Genomic DNA, 17,781 nt, shown 5'->3' on the forward strand with positions numbered 1-17,781 from the left:
GCTTCTTTCCCAATGTTAACTCTCTCTTCTGTCTGTAAAAAGCCAATATCTTCTGCCATTTGTTTTCATCTAAAAAACCAACTTCATCCTCTTTCCTCCATAAATTATTCTCTCTATCTCAACATAAGATCAACACGACCTAGGACATTGAACCCACAACCAGAACCTTGAATACAGAAGGCCAGAAGGTTTTTCTCAGTAGCCCGTCTGTCTCAGCCTAAACTGAAACAACTATATCGCCACATGAGGCTTCGGCAAATGCGCTAGTGGAGCGGAGTCCTTTCGCCTACAGGTCTAGAGGCTTGTTTTGGCCGGAGCTGGGCTGCTCGCCATCCATTCTTCTCCTGAGTGGAAGGCGATTGGAGAACACCTCATGCTAGGCATTGCTAACGCGAACTGGCATTCCACTCATGGTGAAAGACGCCCGGCCTGTCGATGCGCTCAAAGGTGTGGGCCCCGAAGAAGTCCCGCTGGGCTTGGGTGAGGTTCTGGGGCAGGTTGGCGGTACGGTAGCTGTCGTAGTAGGCCAAGGAAGCGCTGATGGCCGGGAAAGTGCTCCGCACCACTGACGCGAACGGGATTCCCAAGGCAGCCGCTGTGGACACCACCCGCCGCCAGGATCCCTGCCGTTCCTGGAGGGCCTGCTTAAACTCCTCATCTGCCCAGTCTACGCGGGTGTAGTGTCTCTAGTATCGACGAAATCTTCAAGTAGAGCCAGTATAAGCTGCCTCGGTGAGGGAGGATTCCTGGTAAAGGCGGGTGGCAGGAGGAAATCCACAGGCGCTGCCATCTTTGTGGATCACTTTCTCTTCCCAGGGCAGGCGATAGGCCCCATTCACCAAATCCTGCATGTAGGTGTAGGGGCAATCTTGGGCTCCGCCTTTGACGGCCACATAGCCACGGTGTCCGAATTGATAAATGTTGTTTTCCACACCCCAATGGATGCGAGCTTCCCGCACCAAATCTGGGCGCACTTCGCCAGTAATGATTTCATCAGGGCGATGGGATCCCATGACCAGGGGGGTGCCATCAAAGTTGCAGATCATGCCCTCCCCCATAGAATCAAACGTGCCATCCGACCCACACATACACACCGAGGCCGTCACCATCAAATTGCAAAAGGCATTGGCCTGATTGGTAATTTGCCAACTGTGGCGAATGGGGGCAGTATATCCGGCAGTGCGCAACATAATCTCGGCCCCTTTGTAGGCACACTCGCGGGCCATTTCTGGAAACATGCCATCATGACAAATGATCAGGGCAATCTTTGAGCCATTCGGGCCATCACAGACAGGGATCCCTAAATTTCCCGGCTCCCAAGGTTCGACGGGAACCCAAGGATGCAGCTTGCGATAGTACAGTTGTAGGTTCCCTCGATTGTCGAGAATAATGCCGCTGTTATAGGGATTACCCTGCGGGTTGTATTCCATGATTGAGAAGCAGCCCCAAATATCGTTCTCTCGGCAGGCGGCACTGAAGGCAGCTACCTCTGGTCCATCCAGTCGGCACATGATCTCCGGATTAGTGTCCATCGACAGGCCGTGCAGAGAGTACTCCGGAAAGACCACCAAATCCATGCTGGGCATGCTGCGGCGAGCCTTCCCCACCATACTGACTATCTTTTGGGTTTGCGCCGCCAGATCATCGGGAGTAACCACATTGGGTAGCTGCAGTTGCACCAGTCCCAATACAACACCGTTGGGAGTTTTATTCAGGCCACCGAGTCCACTCATGATCAAATCCTTTGCTGATGAAGATGGAATGGGTTAGAGAGTTAGTCGAATGGATTTAAGAACTTGTAAAAGCCGATGTATCGATTTGCTATCTAGCAATCCCAGCTTAGGTAGATAATGGTAGGTAATGGGTGAACCTTGCTGTAACAAGATAAATTGGTAGTCTTCTCCATTTGTAGCTAATCCCCAAACAAATTCTTGATTTTTTATTCCTTTGTAAGCATAGGTCAATAATTGGGCGATGGCCAGGCTTGTAGCTACTGTTCCTCCCTTGGTTTCTATCACGAGGATCCAAAAGCTCTCTCTTGCTCCTCTTCTAATGGCGAGTAAGTCTACACGACCTTTGATGGCAACTTGGCCTTCTTCCTCCTCAACGATAATATCGGCAATATTTTCTTCTAGATTAATTTTGATGTCGCTCGATAGAAAGCCTGCCAGTTTGAGAAGTGGAGAAACAAACAGAAATTTGACTTGCCCTTCATTCAGAGTGTCATCGGCCAGATAGCTAAAATACAATTCCTGGAGTTGGGTCAGCTCCTCAATCTCCCGTTCAGTCAAAGGGGGTAAGTCCAGTTTTTCCTCGAACTCTAAAGAATCTCCCCGACACAGCCCTAAGAGCTCGTGAACCTCTCTCAGAGTCAGGGTATTGGCAGGTCGGGTTTGTACAGCGGTCATAACCAGGGATCCCTAAATCGGGTTCACTTCGACTATAGCCAGTCGGCTACTTCCCGGTGCCCAAGGCCCCAGGCATGCCTGCCAGGGTTCGCCGCGGAGAACTGGTCAGGATCATGATCCCCAAGGTCAGCACGTAGGGAGCGGCATTCCACAGGTAGTAGTTGGACTGCACACCCACCGACTGCAAGGCTGGCCCAATCGCCTGAGCTCCGCCGAACAAAAAAGCAGCCAATAAACACTGCAACGGGTTCCACTTGGCAAAGATCACCAGGGCCACGGCCATCAAGCCTTGTCCGCTGGAAATGCGTTCTGTCCAACTGCCGGGGTAGTATAGGGACAGGTAAGCTCCTCCCACGGCTGCCAAGAAGCTGCCTGCCATGATGCACAGAGCCCTTACCTTGGGCACCGAGATCCCCATGGCCCGTGCTGCATCGGGGTTGTCGCCCACAGCCCGCACGAATAGGCCCCAACGAGTGGAGCGAAAGAACCAGTGCATGACAAAGGCCAGGAGGATCCCCAGCAGCAGAAGTGGGCTCAGTTTTAGGGCAGCTTGAATGGCAGGACTGCTGCTCCAATTTCCCAACTCAAAGGCAGGTAGCCGGGGGGCTGCGGGCTGAATGAAGGGTTTGCCCAGGTAAAAGGCCATTCCACTGCCAAGGATGATCATAGCAATGCCCACCGCAACATCGTTAACCCGAGGTTGTTGGGCCAAAAAGGCGTGGATCCCTCCCAAGGCTAAACCGGCAAACCCGGCCACCAATACCCCTAACCAAGGCGCGACCACACTGCCTGCCGTGTTTTGGGTGAGGAAGGAGATGGCGTAGGCGCTCATTGCCCCCATCAACAGGGATCCCTCTAGGCCGAGGTTGATTTTGCCGCTTTTTTCCGTCAGACACTCCCCCAAGCTGACGAACAAAAAAGGCGCACTTCCCCGCAAGGTTCCGGCGATCACCGCCAAGGGGATCCCCCACCATCCTAGGGCTTCTGTTTCCATCTGAGTTTTTCTCCTGACCACTGAATTGGTTACTTGACCAAATCATTGCTACTTCGGGGGCCAGTTATCTAGGCTGGTTCTGAGGGTTCTCGATCCCGAAAAAAGTCGAAGCGCCCGTAGAGGGATTCGCTGTAGAGAATCAGCAAAAAGACAATGCCCTGAAACACCAACACAGTAGCATCCGGCAAATTGTGGGAGCGCTGCAAAATGCTGCCGCTGGCCAGGATCCCTCCCAGGAGGATAGCCATCGCCACTGCTGCGGCTGGGTTTTGTCGAGCGACAAAGGCCACCAGAACGCCGCTGTAGCCATAGCCCACAGTCAAGGACTCATTGGCCCGCCCGTGTACGGCAGCCACCTCTACCATGCCCGCCAAGCCGGCACAGGAGCCGGCCAGAAAGGTGATTAACAGTGTGAGTTTACCGACAGCAATCCCCACCATTCGGGCCACCTTTGGGTTACCCCCTATTGTGCGCACCGAAAAACCCAACGTGGTGCGTTGAATCAACACATAGGCAACCAGGCAGGCAACGATGCCATAGACCAAGCCGAAGTGGATGCGGGTGCCCCATAGCCGACCCAACATGTTGGCCTCGTCAACGGCAAAGCTGGAGGGCTTGCTCAAGAAACTGGGATCCCGCAGCGGCCCCCCCACCCAATGGTTCATCAGGGCAATGGCAATGTAGTTCATCAACAGGCTGCTGATGGTTTCATTCACACCCCGGTAGTGGCGCAGTGCCCCCACCACCATGATCCACAGGCCACCGGCCACCATGCCCGCCAAGGCCATCAGGAAAACGACCACGGGTGGAGCCAGGGATCCCGCCCACAGCCCCATCGCCACAGCTGCCACCCCCCCCATCACCAGAGCTCCTTCATTGCCGATGATCACCAGCCCCATGCGGGCCGGCAGGATGGTACACAGGGAGGTGAGCATCAGGGGAGCCGCCCGTTGCAGAGTATTTTGCCAAGAGAACCAACTGCCGAAGGCAGCTCTGTAGATGGAGCCATAGACGGCGAAGGGATTTGCGCCGGCCATGGCACAAAACAAGCCGAAGATCAACAGCGAGGCCAACAAAGCCCCAAAGGGCAGTAGGATCGGCTCAAGGCTGGAGCGCCACCGCAGCGGAACCGAGCGGGAAACAGCAGAAGAGGTGGTAGCCATCAGCTAGAGATACTCCCGATCACGCCTTCCACCAGGTAGTCCATGGATTCCAGCTCGATTGCCCGCTGGCCGTATTCCACTCCGGCAGGGATCACCTCTTTGCCGGTATTGTCTTTGAGAGGGCCTTTGTAAATGACCAACGAGCCAGCTTGCAACTGGGCAAGGGCCGCTTCTCCAGCTTTTTTGGCCTCATCGCTGGCTGCCGATCCCCAGGGGGAAGTTTTAATGAATTTCTCTTTGATACCCCCCCGAATGAGGTGGGGGATCCCACCGTTCATCAGGGTTTTGCCCGCCTGGATGGCTTCGGCAAACTGGGTATAGACGCTTGTCCAGTCGTATTCAGCGCCCGTCAAATAGCCCTTGGGAGCCAGCGCCGCTTGGCTGGTGTTGTGACCACAGCTCATCAGACCTCGCCGCTCTGCTGTTTCGATAACGATTTTGGGACTGTCCACATGGCAGGTGAGCACATCGATGCCTTGGTCGGCCATGCTGTTGGCAGCTTCTGCCTCTTTGACAGGTAGAGCCCAATCTCCCGTAAAGATCACCTGAGTGGTGATGTTGGGGTTGACACTCTTGGCTCCTAAGGTAAAGCTGTTGATGTTGCGCAACACAATGGGAATGGGTTTGGCGGCGATAAACCCAAGGCGGTTGCTTTTGGTCATGGAACCGGCCAGCACCCCGTTGATGTAGTGGCCTTCATCCAAGTAGCCGAAGTAGCTACCGACGTTTTTCGGATGCACTCCCTCAATGTAAAGTCCACCGGCGTGAAAGAATTGTACCTCTGAATATTCCTTGGCTACCCGCAAGATATGGGGATCGTAGTAGCCAAAAGAAGTGGGAAAGAGTACCGTTGCCCCATCTTGCTCGATCATGGCCCGCATGGATTCTTCCACGGCCACCGTTTCCGGCACATTTTCTTCTTCAACGGTTTTCACCCAAGTTAGGCTGGACAAGCCAACTTTTCCCTCTGCATGGGCCTGGTTCCAGCCAAAGTCATCTTTGGGGCCAACGTAAATAAAGCCGATGGTGATCTCTTTCTTGTTCTGGGCCTGGGCACGCCACAACTGTGAGGTCAAGGTGATGGCAGCGGCGGCAGCACCAGAGCGAAGGAGCTGCCTACGAGTGTACAGATGACGAAACAATGGCCGGCTCATGTTGAGAATCCTATTCGTGAATAAGCTTTCTGGAAAGACGAGACCCAGCAGACTCGGTGAGGTTCTGAACCTCTGCTGAACCCCTGGCAGCAACTACTGGATTTAATAGCCTCTATCGAGAAGTTTTGGTAGTCTAAATTACAGTTTTCTCGATTCAAAGTTTTGATGCTTCACTTTATGCTGGCAAAAGTCCTTCCCGCTCACCCAAAGTTCGGTTAGCCCGTTTTTGGCACTGATAACATTCTCAAGTCTGATGAGTTTTGCGAGTGGGTTTTATGGGTTTTCAATGGCAAGAGGGTGTTGTTCTGGCCGGCCCGGATCTGGTTCCCCATCGCTGCTCCCGCTTCGGGGTAGAACAAGACACCGTTACCTGCATGGAACTGGGGGATCCCATTGTTGGGTTGGAACAGAGATCCTGGGTGATTTTGCCGGCTTTCACCAACAGCCACACCCACATGGGGGATAGCTGTCTGCCGGATGGGGCGACAGGCCTGACTTTGGAAGAGGGGTTCTTCCGACCTGACGGCTACAAATATCGAGAGTTAGCCAAACAGTCGCCGCAACAGCACCTGGAACACATCGCCGCTCACCTGCGCTACATGGCGGCAACGGGCACCATCCGACACATCGATTTTCGCGAGCAGGGGGTCTACGGCTGCCAACTGTTGCGGGAAGCTGCAGCCCAAACCGGGATCCACTCAGTGATCTTGGGCCAGTTTGAGAGCCTCCCTTTCAGTGAGGAGCAATTGCGGCAAAATCGGGATCCCTTAAACCCCCAAGCCTATCAAGAATTGCAAGAGATTCTGGCAGTAGCAGATGGATTTTCCGAGAGCACCCTGAACGATTTGACGGAACCCGCCTGGCGGCAGATCCACGACCTGACCGAGAAAATAGGCAAGCTGCGGGCCATCCACTGTCTGGAAAATGAGGGGTATCGAGAGGTCAGTCTGGCCATCGCCGGACGGGGAGATTTGGAGCGTGCTCTTGATTTTTACCGTCCCCATTGGGTGATTCACGCAACGGTGGCCAACGCAGCGGAAATTCAATTGCTCTCCCGGCATCGGGTGAATGTCGTTTTGAACCCACGGGCCAATGCCAACTTGGGACTGCCTCTCCCGCCGATTGCCCGCCTGCTGGAGAGTGAGGCCAATCTCTTGCTAGGCACCGACAACGGACTTTTGAATAGCCCGAACCTTTTGGCAGAGCTGGATTTCACCTACAAAGTGGCCAAAAGCCAGTTTGGAGATGCGGTGCGCCCTGATCCAGTCGAGATTTTGAAGATGGTGACCAGCAACATCCGACATTTACGGCCTCTACTGGGATCCGATGTGTACGGCTATTTGGATGTGGGGCTGCCCGCCGATTTGGTGGTGCTGGACTTCACCCGTCCTCATTTGCGGGCCAGTCGTCATCTAATTGCGTCGATTCTCACTCGGGTTACCCCGGCAGATGTGGTGCTGACGATGCGGCAGGGCCAGGTACTGTGGCGGGATCCCCAGCGGGTCAACTGATGTCGAAGCTGCGACTGGGAAAAGCTGGTGAAATGCGATTATTCCTGTCTATTTCTGGAAGCGATGTAGGCTCGCCACCCCCCCCAAGCGGTGATGTCCAATTGCCCCTCACACAGGTAGGGTTCGGCTAGGATCCCCAGCACTTCCTCCCCTTCTGCCAAAAGAATGCGGCCCACTGACAAGCCTGGCGGCTCTTGCAAAAGGAGTTGACCCAACCCATGGGCAGGGATTTCCCAAATCTCCAGAGCAATTGCAGAACCGCCCTGGCAAACCCGTACCATGCCTGGATAAAGACCGTCGATGGACCAAAGCCGATAACAAGCGGCTGTTTGGGCTTCCCGCACAAAGCGACCCCCAATTTGCAGTAGGTTCTCATTGAGGGGTAGCCCCCGCATCAGGGTGCCATTCACGGCCAATTTAATGTCCATATCAAATCAAACAGATTCTCCCGCCTCCGGATCCCCGGCCAGAGAGGGATCCCAAGACCTCCTCATGCTACCCGTTGCTAACGGGAACAGGTGCTCCACTCATGGTGAAAGACGCCCGGCCTGTCGATGCGCTCGAAGGTGTGGGCCCCGAAGAAGTCCCGCTGGGCTTGGGTGAGGTTCTGGGGCAGGTTGGCGGTACGGTAGCTGTCGTAGTAGGCCAAGGAAGCGCTGATGGCCGGGATCGGGATCCCCAGGGCAGCCGCCGTGGACACCACCCGCCGCCAGGATCCCTGCCGCTCCCGGATGGCCTGCTCGAATTCCTCATCCAAGAGCAGGTTCACCAGCTCTGGATCCCGTTTGTAGGCCGACTGGATCTCGCCCAGGAAGCGGGCGCGGATGATACAGCCCCCTTTCCAAATCCGCGGAATCTCGCTGAAGGTGTAGACGTAGCCGTGGGCAACGGTGGCTTTTTTGAGCAGGGCCATCCCCTGAGCATAGGAGCAGATTTTGGAGCAGTAGAGGGCGGCGCGCAGATCTTGGATAAAGCAGTCGGGATCCCCTGCAAAAGTTGCGTCGGGCCCCTTCAACTGGGCAGAGGCAGCCACCCGCTCCTCTTTCATCGACGAGAGGATACGAGCTTGCACTGCCGCCTCGATGGTGGGCACCGCTACCCCCAGATCCAGAGCATCTTTGACCGTCCACAAACCGGTGCCTTTCTGCCCGGCCTTATCCAGGATGAGATCCACCAAAGGCTTGCCGGTTTCCGGATCCAGGGTTTGGAAAATCTTGGCGGTAATTTCAATCAGGAAAGATTCCAGCTCCGTTTCATTCCAAGCCTGAAAAATCTCCTGCATCTGCGAGGCCGACAGCTTCAAGGCCCTGCGCATTAGGTCATAGACCTCGGCGATCAGTTGCATATCGCCGTATTCGATGCCGTTGTGCACCATCTTCACGTAGTGCCCGCCCCCTTTTGGCCCCAGGTAGGTGACGCAAGGGCCATCCGCCACTTGAGCAGCAATTTTGGTCAAGATGGGCTCCAGTTGTTGGTAAGCCTCTGGGCTACAGCCGGGCATGAGGCTGGGGCCGTTCAGGGCTCCCTCTTCCCCGCCGCTCACTCCCATGCCGACAAAGTGGATCCCGGTGGGGGCGAGGGCTTCGGCACGGCGATCGGTGTCGGTGTAGAGGGAGTTGCCGCCGTCGATGATGATATCCCCCGGATCCAGCAGGGGTTTAAGCTCGTCAATCACCGCGTCTACCGGCGCGCCCGCCTTGACCATGATCAAGAATTTGCGGGGCCGCTCCATCAGTTGCACCAGTTCCGGCAAGCTGTAGGCGGGGGTGATCTGTTTGCCTTGGGCTCGCTCCCGCATGAATTGGTCGGTTTTGGAGCTGGTGCGGTTGTAGACGGCAACCGGAAAGCCGTTGCGCTCGATGTTGAGGGCCAGGTTTTCCCCCATCACCGCTAGGCCAATCACCGCAAAGCTGGGCTTGCTCATAGTTGGGCACTATCGACACCTCACCCAATCTAGAGGCCAATCCGACCGACCGGGTTCAGGGATCCTGTTTTCTTCACGTTTGCCGTGGTTGCGGGTTTTGGGGTGGGTTTCCAGGACAGCTCAAGCTCTCGCGGGTGGTTACACCGGTTACCGGGTGGGATCCCTCAGCTCGCTCACACAACTGCCGCTTTGCCGCCCGATCCACATAGGCTTCGCTGAAATCGGCGCCGGCAATCTGCGCGCCCTGCCAAACTGCCCGCGCGGCAATGGCTCCCGTGAGGTTGGCCCCCCTGAGATCGGCTCCTGCCAAATTGGCCAGATCCAAGAGGCTATTGCTCAAGTCGGCACCGGATAGATTGGCCCCTGCCAGGTTGGCTTTGGTGAATGCCGCCCCCGCAAGGTTGGCCCCGTGCAGATCGGCGCCCTGCAGGTTGGCACTGACAAAGCTGCTGCCCCGCCAATCTTGGCCGGACAAATCCTGACCCTGCAGATCGGCGTTGTTGAAGTTGAGACGGGCTTGGCTGCCCGCTATGGAGCCCCAGAGGAGCCAAAGCAGCAGAGTGGCCGCCAGCAGCATGCCCAGCTTCCCGAAGTCGCGCCAGCAAGTCGAGGCGTTGGATTTTGGGGCCATCGAGGATCCCTAGATTCTCTACCCCCATTTTTGCCGATTTTCCCCTTGCCCACTGAGAACTGGGATCGTTGCGTTGCAGCAGAGACAGCCCTTATCCGCCGTAGGTCACATTCCGCTCGGTGGTGCGAAATTGCAGGATCGTCAGCCCCACCACAATGAGAAACAGGACGATGGATTGCGCGGCAGCCCTGCCCAAATTGCCTGAAGACACTCCGATTTTGTAGATCTCGTAGATCAACACCGAGGTGGATCCGGAAGGGCCCCCAGCAGTCAGCAAGTCAATGGTGCCAAAGATATCGAAAAACGCATAGGTCATGTTGGTAATCACCAAAAAGAAGGTGATGGGAGAAAGCAGCGGTAGGGTGATGGCAAAAAAGCGACGCACTGCCCCGGCCCCGTCGATGGCAGCCGCTTCCAGCAAATCCTTGGGCAGGTTTTGCAGGCCGGCAAGGTAAAACAAAATGTTGTAGCCCATCTGCTTCCAAACGCTGGCAAAAATCACCACCCAAGGGGCCAAGTTGGGATCGCTGAGCCAGTTTAAACGGGGGATCCCCACCAGGCCCAGCAAATGGTTGGCCACCCCTCCCAAGGGGTTGAACATGATAAAGAAGATGATCCCGGCCACCGCCGGAGAGATAGCGTAGGGCCAGATCAGCAACACCCGATAAATCGCCGCCCCCCGAATCGGCTGGTAGGCCAGCGTGGCAATCAACAGGGATCCGCTCAACCCCAGCACCACGATGGCCGCCGAAATGGCAAAGGTAATGCCGAGGCTACGCAAATAGGTGGCATCCGTCAGCAGACCGGTGAAATTGTCCACACAGACGAAGCGGCTGCGCGGCGCTCCCACAAACGTGAGCAGGGTGGAAAGGCGGAAGGTATCCAGCCCTGGGTAGTAGAGAAACACCACCAAGATCGTGAAGGTGGGCAACAAGAGCAGCCACGCCAGCCACCACTGCTTAAAGATGCCCCTCTCCTGAACAGCTGGGCCGGGGATCCCCAGGCGGCGCTCCTGCTCCTTCTGCGTCCACGCCAACAGTGGCCAGAGGGGAATGGCCATGCCCGCCAGCACCAGCCCCACGCCAAAGGCCATGTCGATGGCCTTGCGCTCCGGCTCAAAAGTGCAAAAATCCAGGGGCGCCATAAAAATCAGGGATCCCAGCCCTCCTGCTAGGCCCCCCAGCACTGCCCCCACCGGCACAGGCCACTCGATGCGTCGAAAACGGAGCCCCATCCAGAGGGATCCCAGCAACCCTGCCAACAGCGGCACCAACACTTGGACGAATCCCAACATGCCTCTCACCTCGGCTGTGCTCTTCACAAGAGCCTTATCAAAGCCCGGAAAGGGGCAGGCCGCCGCCCACCCCCATCCCTCAATGACACCGTCAGCCCATCGACATCCAGGTTACTGGTAGAGGGAGTTGTACTCGGCCAGAAGGCGGTTGGCCTCCTGGTTGGCCTTGGCCATAGCCTGGGCCGGATCCCCGCCCTTCACCATGAGATCCTCCATGGTTTGGGTTACCACGTTGCGAATCTCAGGGAAGGCCCCCAGCAGCGCCCCACGGGTGGCAGGGGTCACTTTGGAATTATTAATTTGGTCGCTGGCGGTGAAGAAGTTGGGGTTTTCCTTGAACCAGCCCTTCGACTCCAGTAAAGCTACCGAGCTTTTCCGAATGGGCAAGTAGCCGGTCACTTGGTGCCACTCGGCAGCATTTTCGGTGTTATTGAGCCACAGCATGAAGGTCAGCGCCCCCTCTTCCACCTCTTTGGGCAGATCCTTCACCAACCAGAGGCTGGCTCCCCCGATCAAGTTGCCTGTCCAACCCTTGTCGGCGTTGTAGGGCATGCGGGTGGTGACCAGCTCGATGTTGTTCTGCTTGGCGGCATTGGTGATGTTGGCGGCATCGGCGCTGCTGGTGATGGCCATGGCGACGGTACCGGTCTGGATGGCCTGCTCTGTGGCTGCCCAATCCCGCTGCTTGCCGCTGTAGATGTAGTAGCCTTTGTCATGCATCCCTTTCCACCAGGTGGCGATGGCAATTGAGGGCTCCGAGTCCAAAAAGACCTGGGTGGCACGGGCGGCACGGCCATTGTCGTTGTTGGCCAAGAGGGCATTTTGCTGGGCCATCCATTGCTCGTAGAACCAACCGTGGTTGGGCCAAGTGACGCAGCCCTGCGGCGCATCGGGAAGCGCCATGATCTTCTGACAGGCAGCCTCTAGCTCCTGCCAGGTGGCCGGCGGCTTTTCGATCCCTGCCTTCTTCAAGATGGCCGTGTTGGAGTAGAGAATGGGGCTGGAGCTGTTCCAGGGCATGGACGTAAATTTGCCATCCAGGGTGTAGTAGCTCACCACCGGCTCAATAAAATCGTCGAAATTCACCGGGATCCCGTTCACTTCGGTGCGATTGCCCAGAGCATCGGCAATGGACTTGAAGTAACCAAAATCCCGTGCCCGCTGGGTGCCCACCTCAAACCACTGCACCACCGAAGGAGCAGCATTTTGTTGAATGGCCAGGTCGGTGGCTTGCTGAATTTCTTCGTAGTTGCCGTAGCCTTCGACCGTAACTTTGTATTGAGGAAATTGCTTGTTGAATTCTTCCGCTTTTCCGCGGGCCCAATCCAGGCGGTTATCGGTAAAGGCAATCCAAACTTTGACTTCGGCAGGAGACTGAGCAAAGCTGTCGGCAGCCAGAAGAGCAGCAGCAGAAGCAGCCACCAGGCCAGCCGCAACAGCCAGGAAAGTACGACGGGTGTTCATAGAAAAATGCAGTCGCATTCGCTAAAGGCACCTCTGAGATTACAGCACCGACATTAAGAGCAGGTTATATCTGGCTGGGATCCCCTCGGGAAGTGAACCTTCAGGCCAAAGTCAGAGTCAGATGAGGTGAGCACCTAGCCTGGGTCATGATTGGCAATTTCTCAAGGGGTCTCGAAAAATGAGAATGAAAATGAAAACCGCAAGCTTTTGCCTGTTATTGGTTACTGCCCTCCTGATGGCGCTTGCTCCCTTTGCGCAGGCTCGCCCCCGTCAACGCACTGCCACAGCCACCACGCCAACGGGTGGATCCCTGGCCCCGCGCGGTGGGCGCACCTTCACTCACTCCGGCACCTACACTGGCACCGGGCCAAGTGGCAGATCGGGTAGTGGCACCTATTCCGGCCAGGGATCCCGGCAATTCATTCCCGGTCAGGGGGTGGAAGGAGACTACTCCGGCCAAGTCACTACCCAACAAGGTCAGACCTGGAACCTGAACCATCAGCACACCACCACCCGCACGAATGAGGGCTGGCAACGGCAGGGCAGCACCACGGTGCACAATGCCCAGGGCGAGACGGTAGGCAGCAGCTCAAGCCTTACTGAGGGCCAAGCGGGGCAAGGCTGGCAGCGCAGCGGCCAATTCAGCAATGCCCGCGACCAAACCTGCACCACCGAATCGAGGGGCACACCGACGGGGCCAGGACAATGGCAGCGCGAGGCTCATGTTTTCAATGCCGAAGGGGATCTGCTTGGTGGCACCCAGTCCTCTGTGCAGTACCGATTTGTGCCAGGACAAGGCTGGGTGAAAACAGTAGAAGGCAAGACTCTAAAGGGTCAACCCATCCGCCGCACCACCACGATCGGCCCCAATCCGTGAAGGATTTGCAGGGATCCCCTCCTCAGCTTGGCTTGGCATGCCGCCGCAGCGCCTGGATCCCCGCGGCCAGGGCAAAGAGCGCGATCAGCAGCAAGGTACTTAGGGCCGCCGCTTGCTGGGTATAGCCCCCTTGTTGCAAGCCAAAGATGAGCCACCCAAAGGTCTCCGAGCGGGAGGTCACCAAGAGGGCGGAGAGGGTCAGCTCGGCAAAAGATTGCAGAAATACCAGCAACACTGCCGCCGTCAGGGCTGGCGCCAGCAGCGGCACCAAGATGTGGCGAAAGGTTTGCAGCAGGGAGGCCCCGTCAATACTGGCTGCCTCCTCAAGGCTGGTATCCAAGCTGCGCCACGCCGCTTGCAGGGGCTGCAGTGCCAGGGCCGAGAACCGCCCCAGGTAGGCCATCAGGATCAGCCATAGGGTGCCGTAGAGGCTCAGCCCCGGCAGGGGAGGAGGCAACCACACCAAGATGAGAGACAAAGCAAAAATCAGGCCCGGCAGGGCATAGGGCAAGTCCACGATGAAGCTGAGCAGGGCCAACAGCGGCACCTTCAAGCGGGTCAGGGCATAGCCCAAGATCGTCCCTATCCCGCTGCAGAGCAGTGCCGCTCCTCCCGCCAAGCCCAAACTGTGCAGCGTGGCGCGGCGGGCCCGCTCCAGATCAAAAAGAACCATGCGGAAATGCTCCAGGGTTAGGTTAGACCAGGTCAGGGGCAGGCCATAGGCCCGCAGCAGGGCAGTCGCAGCCATGGCCAGCAAGGGCCCAAGAACGACCAGCAGAGCTGCGGCGAAAAGGATCCCGCTGAGCAGCCAACCCAGCCAGCCCAGGCGATAGGGATCCGGAGGCGCCTCGCCGGGATCCAACCCCTCCTGACTCCGCTGGGGCCAGCTCAAGAAGAAGAGGGCCGGCAGGCCAAAGAGCAACGCCAGCGCCGCACTGCGCCCAAACCCATCGCCGCTGAAGTTGATCACCTCCTGGTACAGCAGAGTGGGCAAGGTCAGGTAGCGCCCCGGGATCCCCAGCAAGGCCGGGATCCCGAAATTGCCCCAGGCCCCCAGGAACGCCAGTGCTGCTGCTGCCGCCACAGAGGGCCGTAACAGAGGCAGCGTGACGTAGAGCCAAACCTGCAGCAGGTTTGCCCCATCCAGTTGGGCCGCCTCCTGAGCCTGCTTGGAGAGCCGGCTCAGGCCCGCCACCAGCGTCAGATAGGCAATCGGCAGCACAAAAAGAGCCAGCAACAGGATGATCCCCGCCGGTGTGTAGAGGCTCCACAGGGATCCCTGCTTTCCCAAAATCCAGCGCAGCCCCTGCTGCAGATAGCCCACCGGCCCAGCCCACTGGATCCAGGCCAAGGCCAAAACCTGGGGCGGAATCACCAGAGGAGACAAAAAGAGCAGCCGTAGGATCCCGCGGCCCGGCAGATCCGTCTGGGTGGTGAGCACCGCCAGCAGCAGAGCGGCCCCAAGAGCCAGCGCCGCTGAGGCCGCGGACACCCAAAGGCTATGGCGTAGCGCCAGATGGACGCGAGGCGTTTCCAGCAACCAGCGGATGTTCTCACCTTCGCCGCCCAAGGCCCGCTGCAGCAGCCTCCAGAGGGGATAGACGTGGGTCAGAGTCACAAGGGCGGCTACAGCCACCAGCCAGGGGATAATGGGGTGCCTCAACCCTTTGCTCAAGTCCTTCCACCGCAAGACTTGGCCAGCGTCTGGCCAGCTTGATGTCAACCTATTCCCCAAACAACTTGGCAAAGCGAGCCTTGTCGGCCTCGCGGCTCTCGGCCAACTCCGTCGCCGGCACGCTTAAGATCTTCAGCTCGCTCAAGGCGGGGAACCCTTTCGGAGGTGTGACATCCTGCCGCAGTGGCATATAGCCCATCCCTGCAGCAACCTCCTGCCCCTTCTGAGACAGCAAGAAGTCCACAAAAGCCTGGGCAGCTTCCAGGTTGGGCGTTCCTTTTACAATTCCCACCGGCTCTGTAATCAATGGCACACCCTCCTTGGGATAGACCACCTCCACTGGGGATCCCTCGTTGCGGCTGCGAATGGCGAGAAAGTCCACCACCATGCCGTAGCTTTGTTCGCCACTGGCGACGTTGCGAGCCACAGCGCCATTGCCTTGCACCAGCACTGCCTTGTTCTTTTTCAGGGCTTCGTACCACTCCCAGCCCAAGCCGGGGGTGCGGGTGATAACCCCCAAGTTGTAGGCGGCGGCGCCCGAATAGGTAGGGCTGGGCATCACCAGTTGGCCTTCAGGAACCTGGGCCAGGGCTGCCCAACTATCGATGGGCTGGGCTTTGGCCGTGTTGTAAACGATCACCGTGGCCAAGATCTTGGTGCCGAAGTAGTGGCAGTCTGGGTCGTAGTAGGTGGCAGCGATGGCTTTGGCCTCAGGGCTGCAGTAGGACTCCAGCAAATTGCGGGCTTTCAGCAGCTCAAAGGTGGGCGCATCGGCCACCAACAACACATCTGCCTGGGGGCTGCCCTTTTCTGCTTCTAAAAGAAAGCGGCTGATCACCTCCTCGGTGCCGGAGCGAAAGATCTCCACCGAAACCTCTGGATAAACTTCCCGAAATGCAGCAACAGTTTTCTGAGCATCTGCATCGGGTTGGGAGGTGTACAAACGCAACGTCCCGGAAGGCTTAGCCCAGGCTGAGCTCAAGGATCCCCACGCAAAAGGCTGGGCAAAAGCCACGCTGCAAAGCACCGCCAACAAAGATAGAGGACGCACGGTGATTCTCCTAACCATTCCAAAATCGGTTTTTGCATTTACTCTCACTTTACTGCCGATCTGGCACAAATGAGAGCATTGCCCAAATTCACCGGAGAATAAGCCTGTATTGCAGCTTTTCAGACAACATCTATCACAGCCACTATAAGTCACAACCACATGGATATGGATAGAAGCACCCCCTGCGTAGCAGGGATCCCACTTCGCTCACAAAACTCGCAGGAAGCCGGGGGAAGCTTTGGCTTCGGGGTTCCCAGGTTTCCCCCTATTTTAGGAGTTGAATACAGCTCAGAATACCTCAATAAAATCATCCAAAAGTTATTTTCTAGTTATTTTGAGATTAAGTTCTGATTAAGAAAAATTACCGGCCAGATTGTGAGAGGAAAAAGCACAGCTTGGTTCAACCAGCTATGCTTTTTGGAACCACATACCCTGTACTTTGGCTATAGGGATCCGAAAGCGTCTTCCTTATCTAGCTCCTCCTAGAGAAGCTTAACCAAGGCAACCAGCTTCCGACTCCACCCGCCGGCTTGCCGTCGTATCCGGCACCCCCGTCGACAACCGGTAACGCCTTCCACGGTAGTACCACCCCAGCCGCGATACGCCACGGTCAGACCAAAAGCTCACAAGACTCCTCCTGCTTTGCTCCTTCTCCACCCCCCTCGCAGACACTTTTCGCCCCGAACTCAACCGTTGCCTTGGGGCTAGGTTGGGCCCGGAAAGGCCTACAGCAGGCGAGTTTTGAGGTTTAGTTTAAGGCCTGCCCAGTGTTGGGAAGCGGGCGGACGGAATCGAACCGACAACAGCAGTTTGGAAGACTGCGGTTTTACCATTAAACTACGCCCGCACGGGCATTCAGCGATGCTGAATATCTATGGTAGCATCTCTCGGCGGTGCCCCTTCCCACTCAGAGTTTGGAGAAAAATCCATCTCCATCAGCGGGACAGACTTCTCCGGTAGGCTGGGCTTACTTGCTCTGGAGATCTTTCTGGCGTTTCCTTTGCCATTGGCGAAACTCTTTCTCGTAGCGTTCACCCTCCGTTTGGTAGGCGTTCCAGCCCTTGAGGGCAACGGTCAAGCCCCACCCCATGAGTATAAACAGCGACCAAGATAGCCCTCCACCGGAGAGCCAGTCTAAGCCCAGCAAAAAGCTGTTGACAATTCCATAGCGGCCCAGCAGTTGGTAAAACTGCCGACGGCGGTAGCGCTGGAATTCTCGGTGTTGGCTGTTCAGCTCTTGCCAGGCCTTCCATTCCTGCTCGGCCAAGTCCAGCTCTTGGGGGGAGATCCCCAGTTCGGCAGCCATCTCCTGCAGTTGGGAGCGGGTGAACTCGCCCAGGCGTGGCTGGCGGGCAATGGCCCGCTGGAGGATCTGCTGCACGTCCTCTTGGCTGTACCGGGATCCCGACATTTGGCTGGCTGATATTCAACTTTGTAAACCTTATAATCCCCTAGTCTAGGCTAGCCGGATCTTGGGCCTTATGAAGCGCCGTCTGCTGCGGGATCCCAGCCGGCAAATCTCAACTCGAATGTCAAATCGCACTAATCGCAGTCACCGAAAAAACTGGGTCTGAAGCCCCGCCCTTGAGGCCTACGGCCCGCTGACGCGACAGGGCGGCTTTCATGTGTGTACAA

15 protein-coding genes, 1 tRNA gene and 2 pseudogenes are annotated in these 17,781 nt (G+C 57.0%); 2 read left to right on the forward strand and 16 right to left on the reverse strand.

The genetic code is table 11. From position 1 onward, the window contains the following. The 7 genes and pseudogenes from NW842_RS12675 to NW842_RS12705 form a co-directional block, all read right to left on the reverse strand. Positions 1 to 76: pseudogene (locus NW842_RS12675) on the reverse strand (IS5/IS1182 family transposase); the annotation flags it as partial. A gap of 310 nt (positions 77 to 386) precedes the next feature. Further along, positions 387 to 653 (reverse strand): annotated as a pseudogene (locus NW842_RS12680) (NADP-dependent phosphogluconate dehydrogenase); the annotation flags it as partial. A gap of 51 nt (positions 654 to 704) precedes the next feature. Continuing rightward, entirely contained in the window at positions 705 to 1,733 is a 1,029-nt protein-coding gene (locus tag NW842_RS12685; RefSeq protein WP_414357565.1) for a formamidase, read from the reverse strand. 33 nt (positions 1,734 to 1,766) lie between these two features. Beyond that, positions 1,767 to 2,408 carry a restriction endonuclease subunit R gene (locus NW842_RS12690; RefSeq protein WP_414357564.1) on the reverse strand — a complete coding sequence of 214 codons (642 nt, stop codon included), beginning with the start codon at positions 2,406 to 2,408 and terminating at the stop codon, positions 1,767 to 1,769. A 46-nt stretch (positions 2,409 to 2,454) separates the two neighbouring features. Then, positions 2,455 to 3,402: an ABC transporter permease gene (locus NW842_RS12695; RefSeq protein ID WP_414357563.1), complete on the reverse strand. Its 948-nt coding sequence runs from the start codon at positions 3,400 to 3,402 to the stop codon at positions 2,455 to 2,457. A 68-nt stretch (positions 3,403 to 3,470) separates the two neighbouring features. Further along, on the reverse strand, positions 3,471 to 4,565 hold the full coding sequence (locus NW842_RS12700; RefSeq protein ID WP_414357562.1) for an ABC transporter permease: 1,095 nt from the start codon (positions 4,563 to 4,565) through the stop codon (positions 3,471 to 3,473). Further along, positions 4,565 to 5,719: a BMP family ABC transporter substrate-binding protein gene (locus tag NW842_RS12705; protein ID WP_414375297.1), complete on the reverse strand. Its 1,155-nt coding sequence runs from the start codon at positions 5,717 to 5,719 to the stop codon at positions 4,565 to 4,567. Before NW842_RS12705 ends, NW842_RS12700 begins: the two co-directional genes overlap by 1 nt. Before the next feature lie 275 nt (positions 5,720 to 5,994). Here NW842_RS12705 and NW842_RS12710 point away from each other — a divergent pair, with 275 nt between their 5' ends. Continuing rightward, a complete protein-coding gene (locus NW842_RS12710) occupies positions 5,995 to 7,230 on the forward strand; it encodes an amidohydrolase family protein (protein WP_414357560.1) in 1,236 nt (411 codons plus the stop codon). Positions 7,231 to 7,268: 38 nt separating this feature from the next. Here the strand turns inward: NW842_RS12710 and NW842_RS12715 are convergent, their stop codons facing one another. The 5 genes from NW842_RS12715 to NW842_RS12735 form a co-directional block, all read right to left on the reverse strand. Then, the gene (locus tag NW842_RS12715) at positions 7,269 to 7,658 is read right to left on the reverse strand and encodes a gamma-glutamylcyclotransferase (RefSeq protein ID WP_099812288.1); all 390 of its coding nucleotides are present in this window, start codon (positions 7,656 to 7,658) and stop codon (positions 7,269 to 7,271) included. Positions 7,659 to 7,735: 77 nt separating this feature from the next. After that, complete coding sequence (gndA, locus tag NW842_RS12720; protein WP_414418167.1) at positions 7,736 to 9,154, reverse strand: NADP-dependent phosphogluconate dehydrogenase; 1,419 nt, start codon at positions 9,152 to 9,154, stop codon at positions 7,736 to 7,738. 73 nt (positions 9,155 to 9,227) lie between these two features. Next, positions 9,228 to 9,785 carry a pentapeptide repeat-containing protein gene (locus NW842_RS12725; protein WP_414418168.1) on the reverse strand — a complete coding sequence of 186 codons (558 nt, stop codon included), beginning with the start codon at positions 9,783 to 9,785 and terminating at the stop codon, positions 9,228 to 9,230. 91 nt (positions 9,786 to 9,876) lie between these two features. Next, the gene (locus NW842_RS12730; RefSeq protein WP_414418169.1) at positions 9,877 to 11,079 is read right to left on the reverse strand and encodes a carbohydrate ABC transporter permease; all 1,203 of its coding nucleotides are present in this window, start codon (positions 11,077 to 11,079) and stop codon (positions 9,877 to 9,879) included. A gap of 111 nt (positions 11,080 to 11,190) precedes the next feature. Next, positions 11,191 to 12,543, reverse strand: coding sequence for an ABC transporter substrate-binding protein (locus NW842_RS12735; protein ID WP_414375294.1), 1,353 nt, complete (start codon positions 12,541 to 12,543; stop codon positions 11,191 to 11,193). A 217-nt stretch (positions 12,544 to 12,760) separates the two neighbouring features. On the opposite strand from NW842_RS12735, the gene NW842_RS12740 reads away from it, so the two are divergent. Continuing rightward, a complete protein-coding gene (locus tag NW842_RS12740; protein ID WP_414418170.1) occupies positions 12,761 to 13,420 on the forward strand; it encodes a hypothetical protein in 660 nt (219 codons plus the stop codon). 22 nt (positions 13,421 to 13,442) lie between these two features. On the opposite strand, the gene NW842_RS12745 is transcribed toward NW842_RS12740, so the two are convergent. From NW842_RS12745 to NW842_RS12760, 4 genes are all read right to left on the reverse strand, one after another. Next, positions 13,443 to 15,110: an ABC transporter permease gene (locus NW842_RS12745; protein ID WP_414418171.1), complete on the reverse strand. Its 1,668-nt coding sequence runs from the start codon at positions 15,108 to 15,110 to the stop codon at positions 13,443 to 13,445. Between the two features lie 34 nt (positions 15,111 to 15,144). Further along, positions 15,145 to 16,146 carry an ABC transporter substrate-binding protein gene (locus NW842_RS12750; protein ID WP_414357554.1) on the reverse strand — a complete coding sequence of 334 codons (1,002 nt, stop codon included), beginning with the start codon at positions 16,144 to 16,146 and terminating at the stop codon, positions 15,145 to 15,147. A 776-nt stretch (positions 16,147 to 16,922) separates the two neighbouring features. After that, positions 16,923 to 16,993, reverse strand: a tRNA-Gly gene (locus tag NW842_RS12755). A gap of 120 nt (positions 16,994 to 17,113) precedes the next feature. After that, the gene (locus NW842_RS12760) at positions 17,114 to 17,557 is read right to left on the reverse strand and encodes a 2TM domain-containing protein (protein ID WP_011434035.1); all 444 of its coding nucleotides are present in this window, start codon (positions 17,555 to 17,557) and stop codon (positions 17,114 to 17,116) included. Positions 17,558 to 17,781 lie beyond the last annotated feature (224 nt).

The organism is Synechococcus sp. R55.4, from assembly GCF_047461935.1.
Taxonomy (GTDB): domain Bacteria; phylum Cyanobacteriota; class Cyanobacteriia; order Thermostichales; family Thermostichaceae; genus Thermostichus.

Coding starts and splice junctions, on each gene's coding strand:
- NW842_RS12685 (WP_414357565.1), bottom strand. CDS start 1,733: ATGAGTGGACTCGGTGGCCTGAATAAAACTCCCAACGGTGTTGTATTG.
- NW842_RS12690 (WP_414357564.1), bottom strand. CDS start 2,408: ATGACCGCTGTACAAACCCGACCTGCCAATACCCTGACTCTGAGAGAG.
- NW842_RS12695 (WP_414357563.1), bottom strand. CDS start 3,402: ATGGAAACAGAAGCCCTAGGATGGTGGGGGATCCCCTTGGCGGTGATC.
- NW842_RS12700 (WP_414357562.1), bottom strand. CDS start 4,565: ATGGCTACCACCTCTTCTGCTGTTTCCCGCTCGGTTCCGCTGCGGTGG.
- NW842_RS12705 (WP_414375297.1), bottom strand. CDS start 5,719: ATGAGCCGGCCATTGTTTCGTCATCTGTACACTCGTAGGCAGCTCCTT.
- NW842_RS12710 (WP_414357560.1), top strand. CDS start 5,995: ATGGGTTTTCAATGGCAAGAGGGTGTTGTTCTGGCCGGCCCGGATCTG.
- NW842_RS12715 (WP_099812288.1), bottom strand. CDS start 7,658: ATGGACATTAAATTGGCCGTGAATGGCACCCTGATGCGGGGGCTACCC.
- gndA (WP_414418167.1), bottom strand. CDS start 9,154: ATGAGCAAGCCCAGCTTTGCGGTGATTGGCCTAGCGGTGATGGGGGAA.
- NW842_RS12725 (WP_414418168.1), bottom strand. CDS start 9,785: ATGGCCCCAAAATCCAACGCCTCGACTTGCTGGCGCGACTTCGGGAAG.
- NW842_RS12730 (WP_414418169.1), bottom strand. CDS start 11,079: ATGTTGGGATTCGTCCAAGTGTTGGTGCCGCTGTTGGCAGGGTTGCTG.
- NW842_RS12735 (WP_414375294.1), bottom strand. CDS start 12,543: ATGAACACCCGTCGTACTTTCCTGGCTGTTGCGGCTGGCCTGGTGGCT.
- NW842_RS12760 (WP_011434035.1), bottom strand. CDS start 17,557: ATGTCGGGATCCCGGTACAGCCAAGAGGACGTGCAGCAGATCCTCCAG.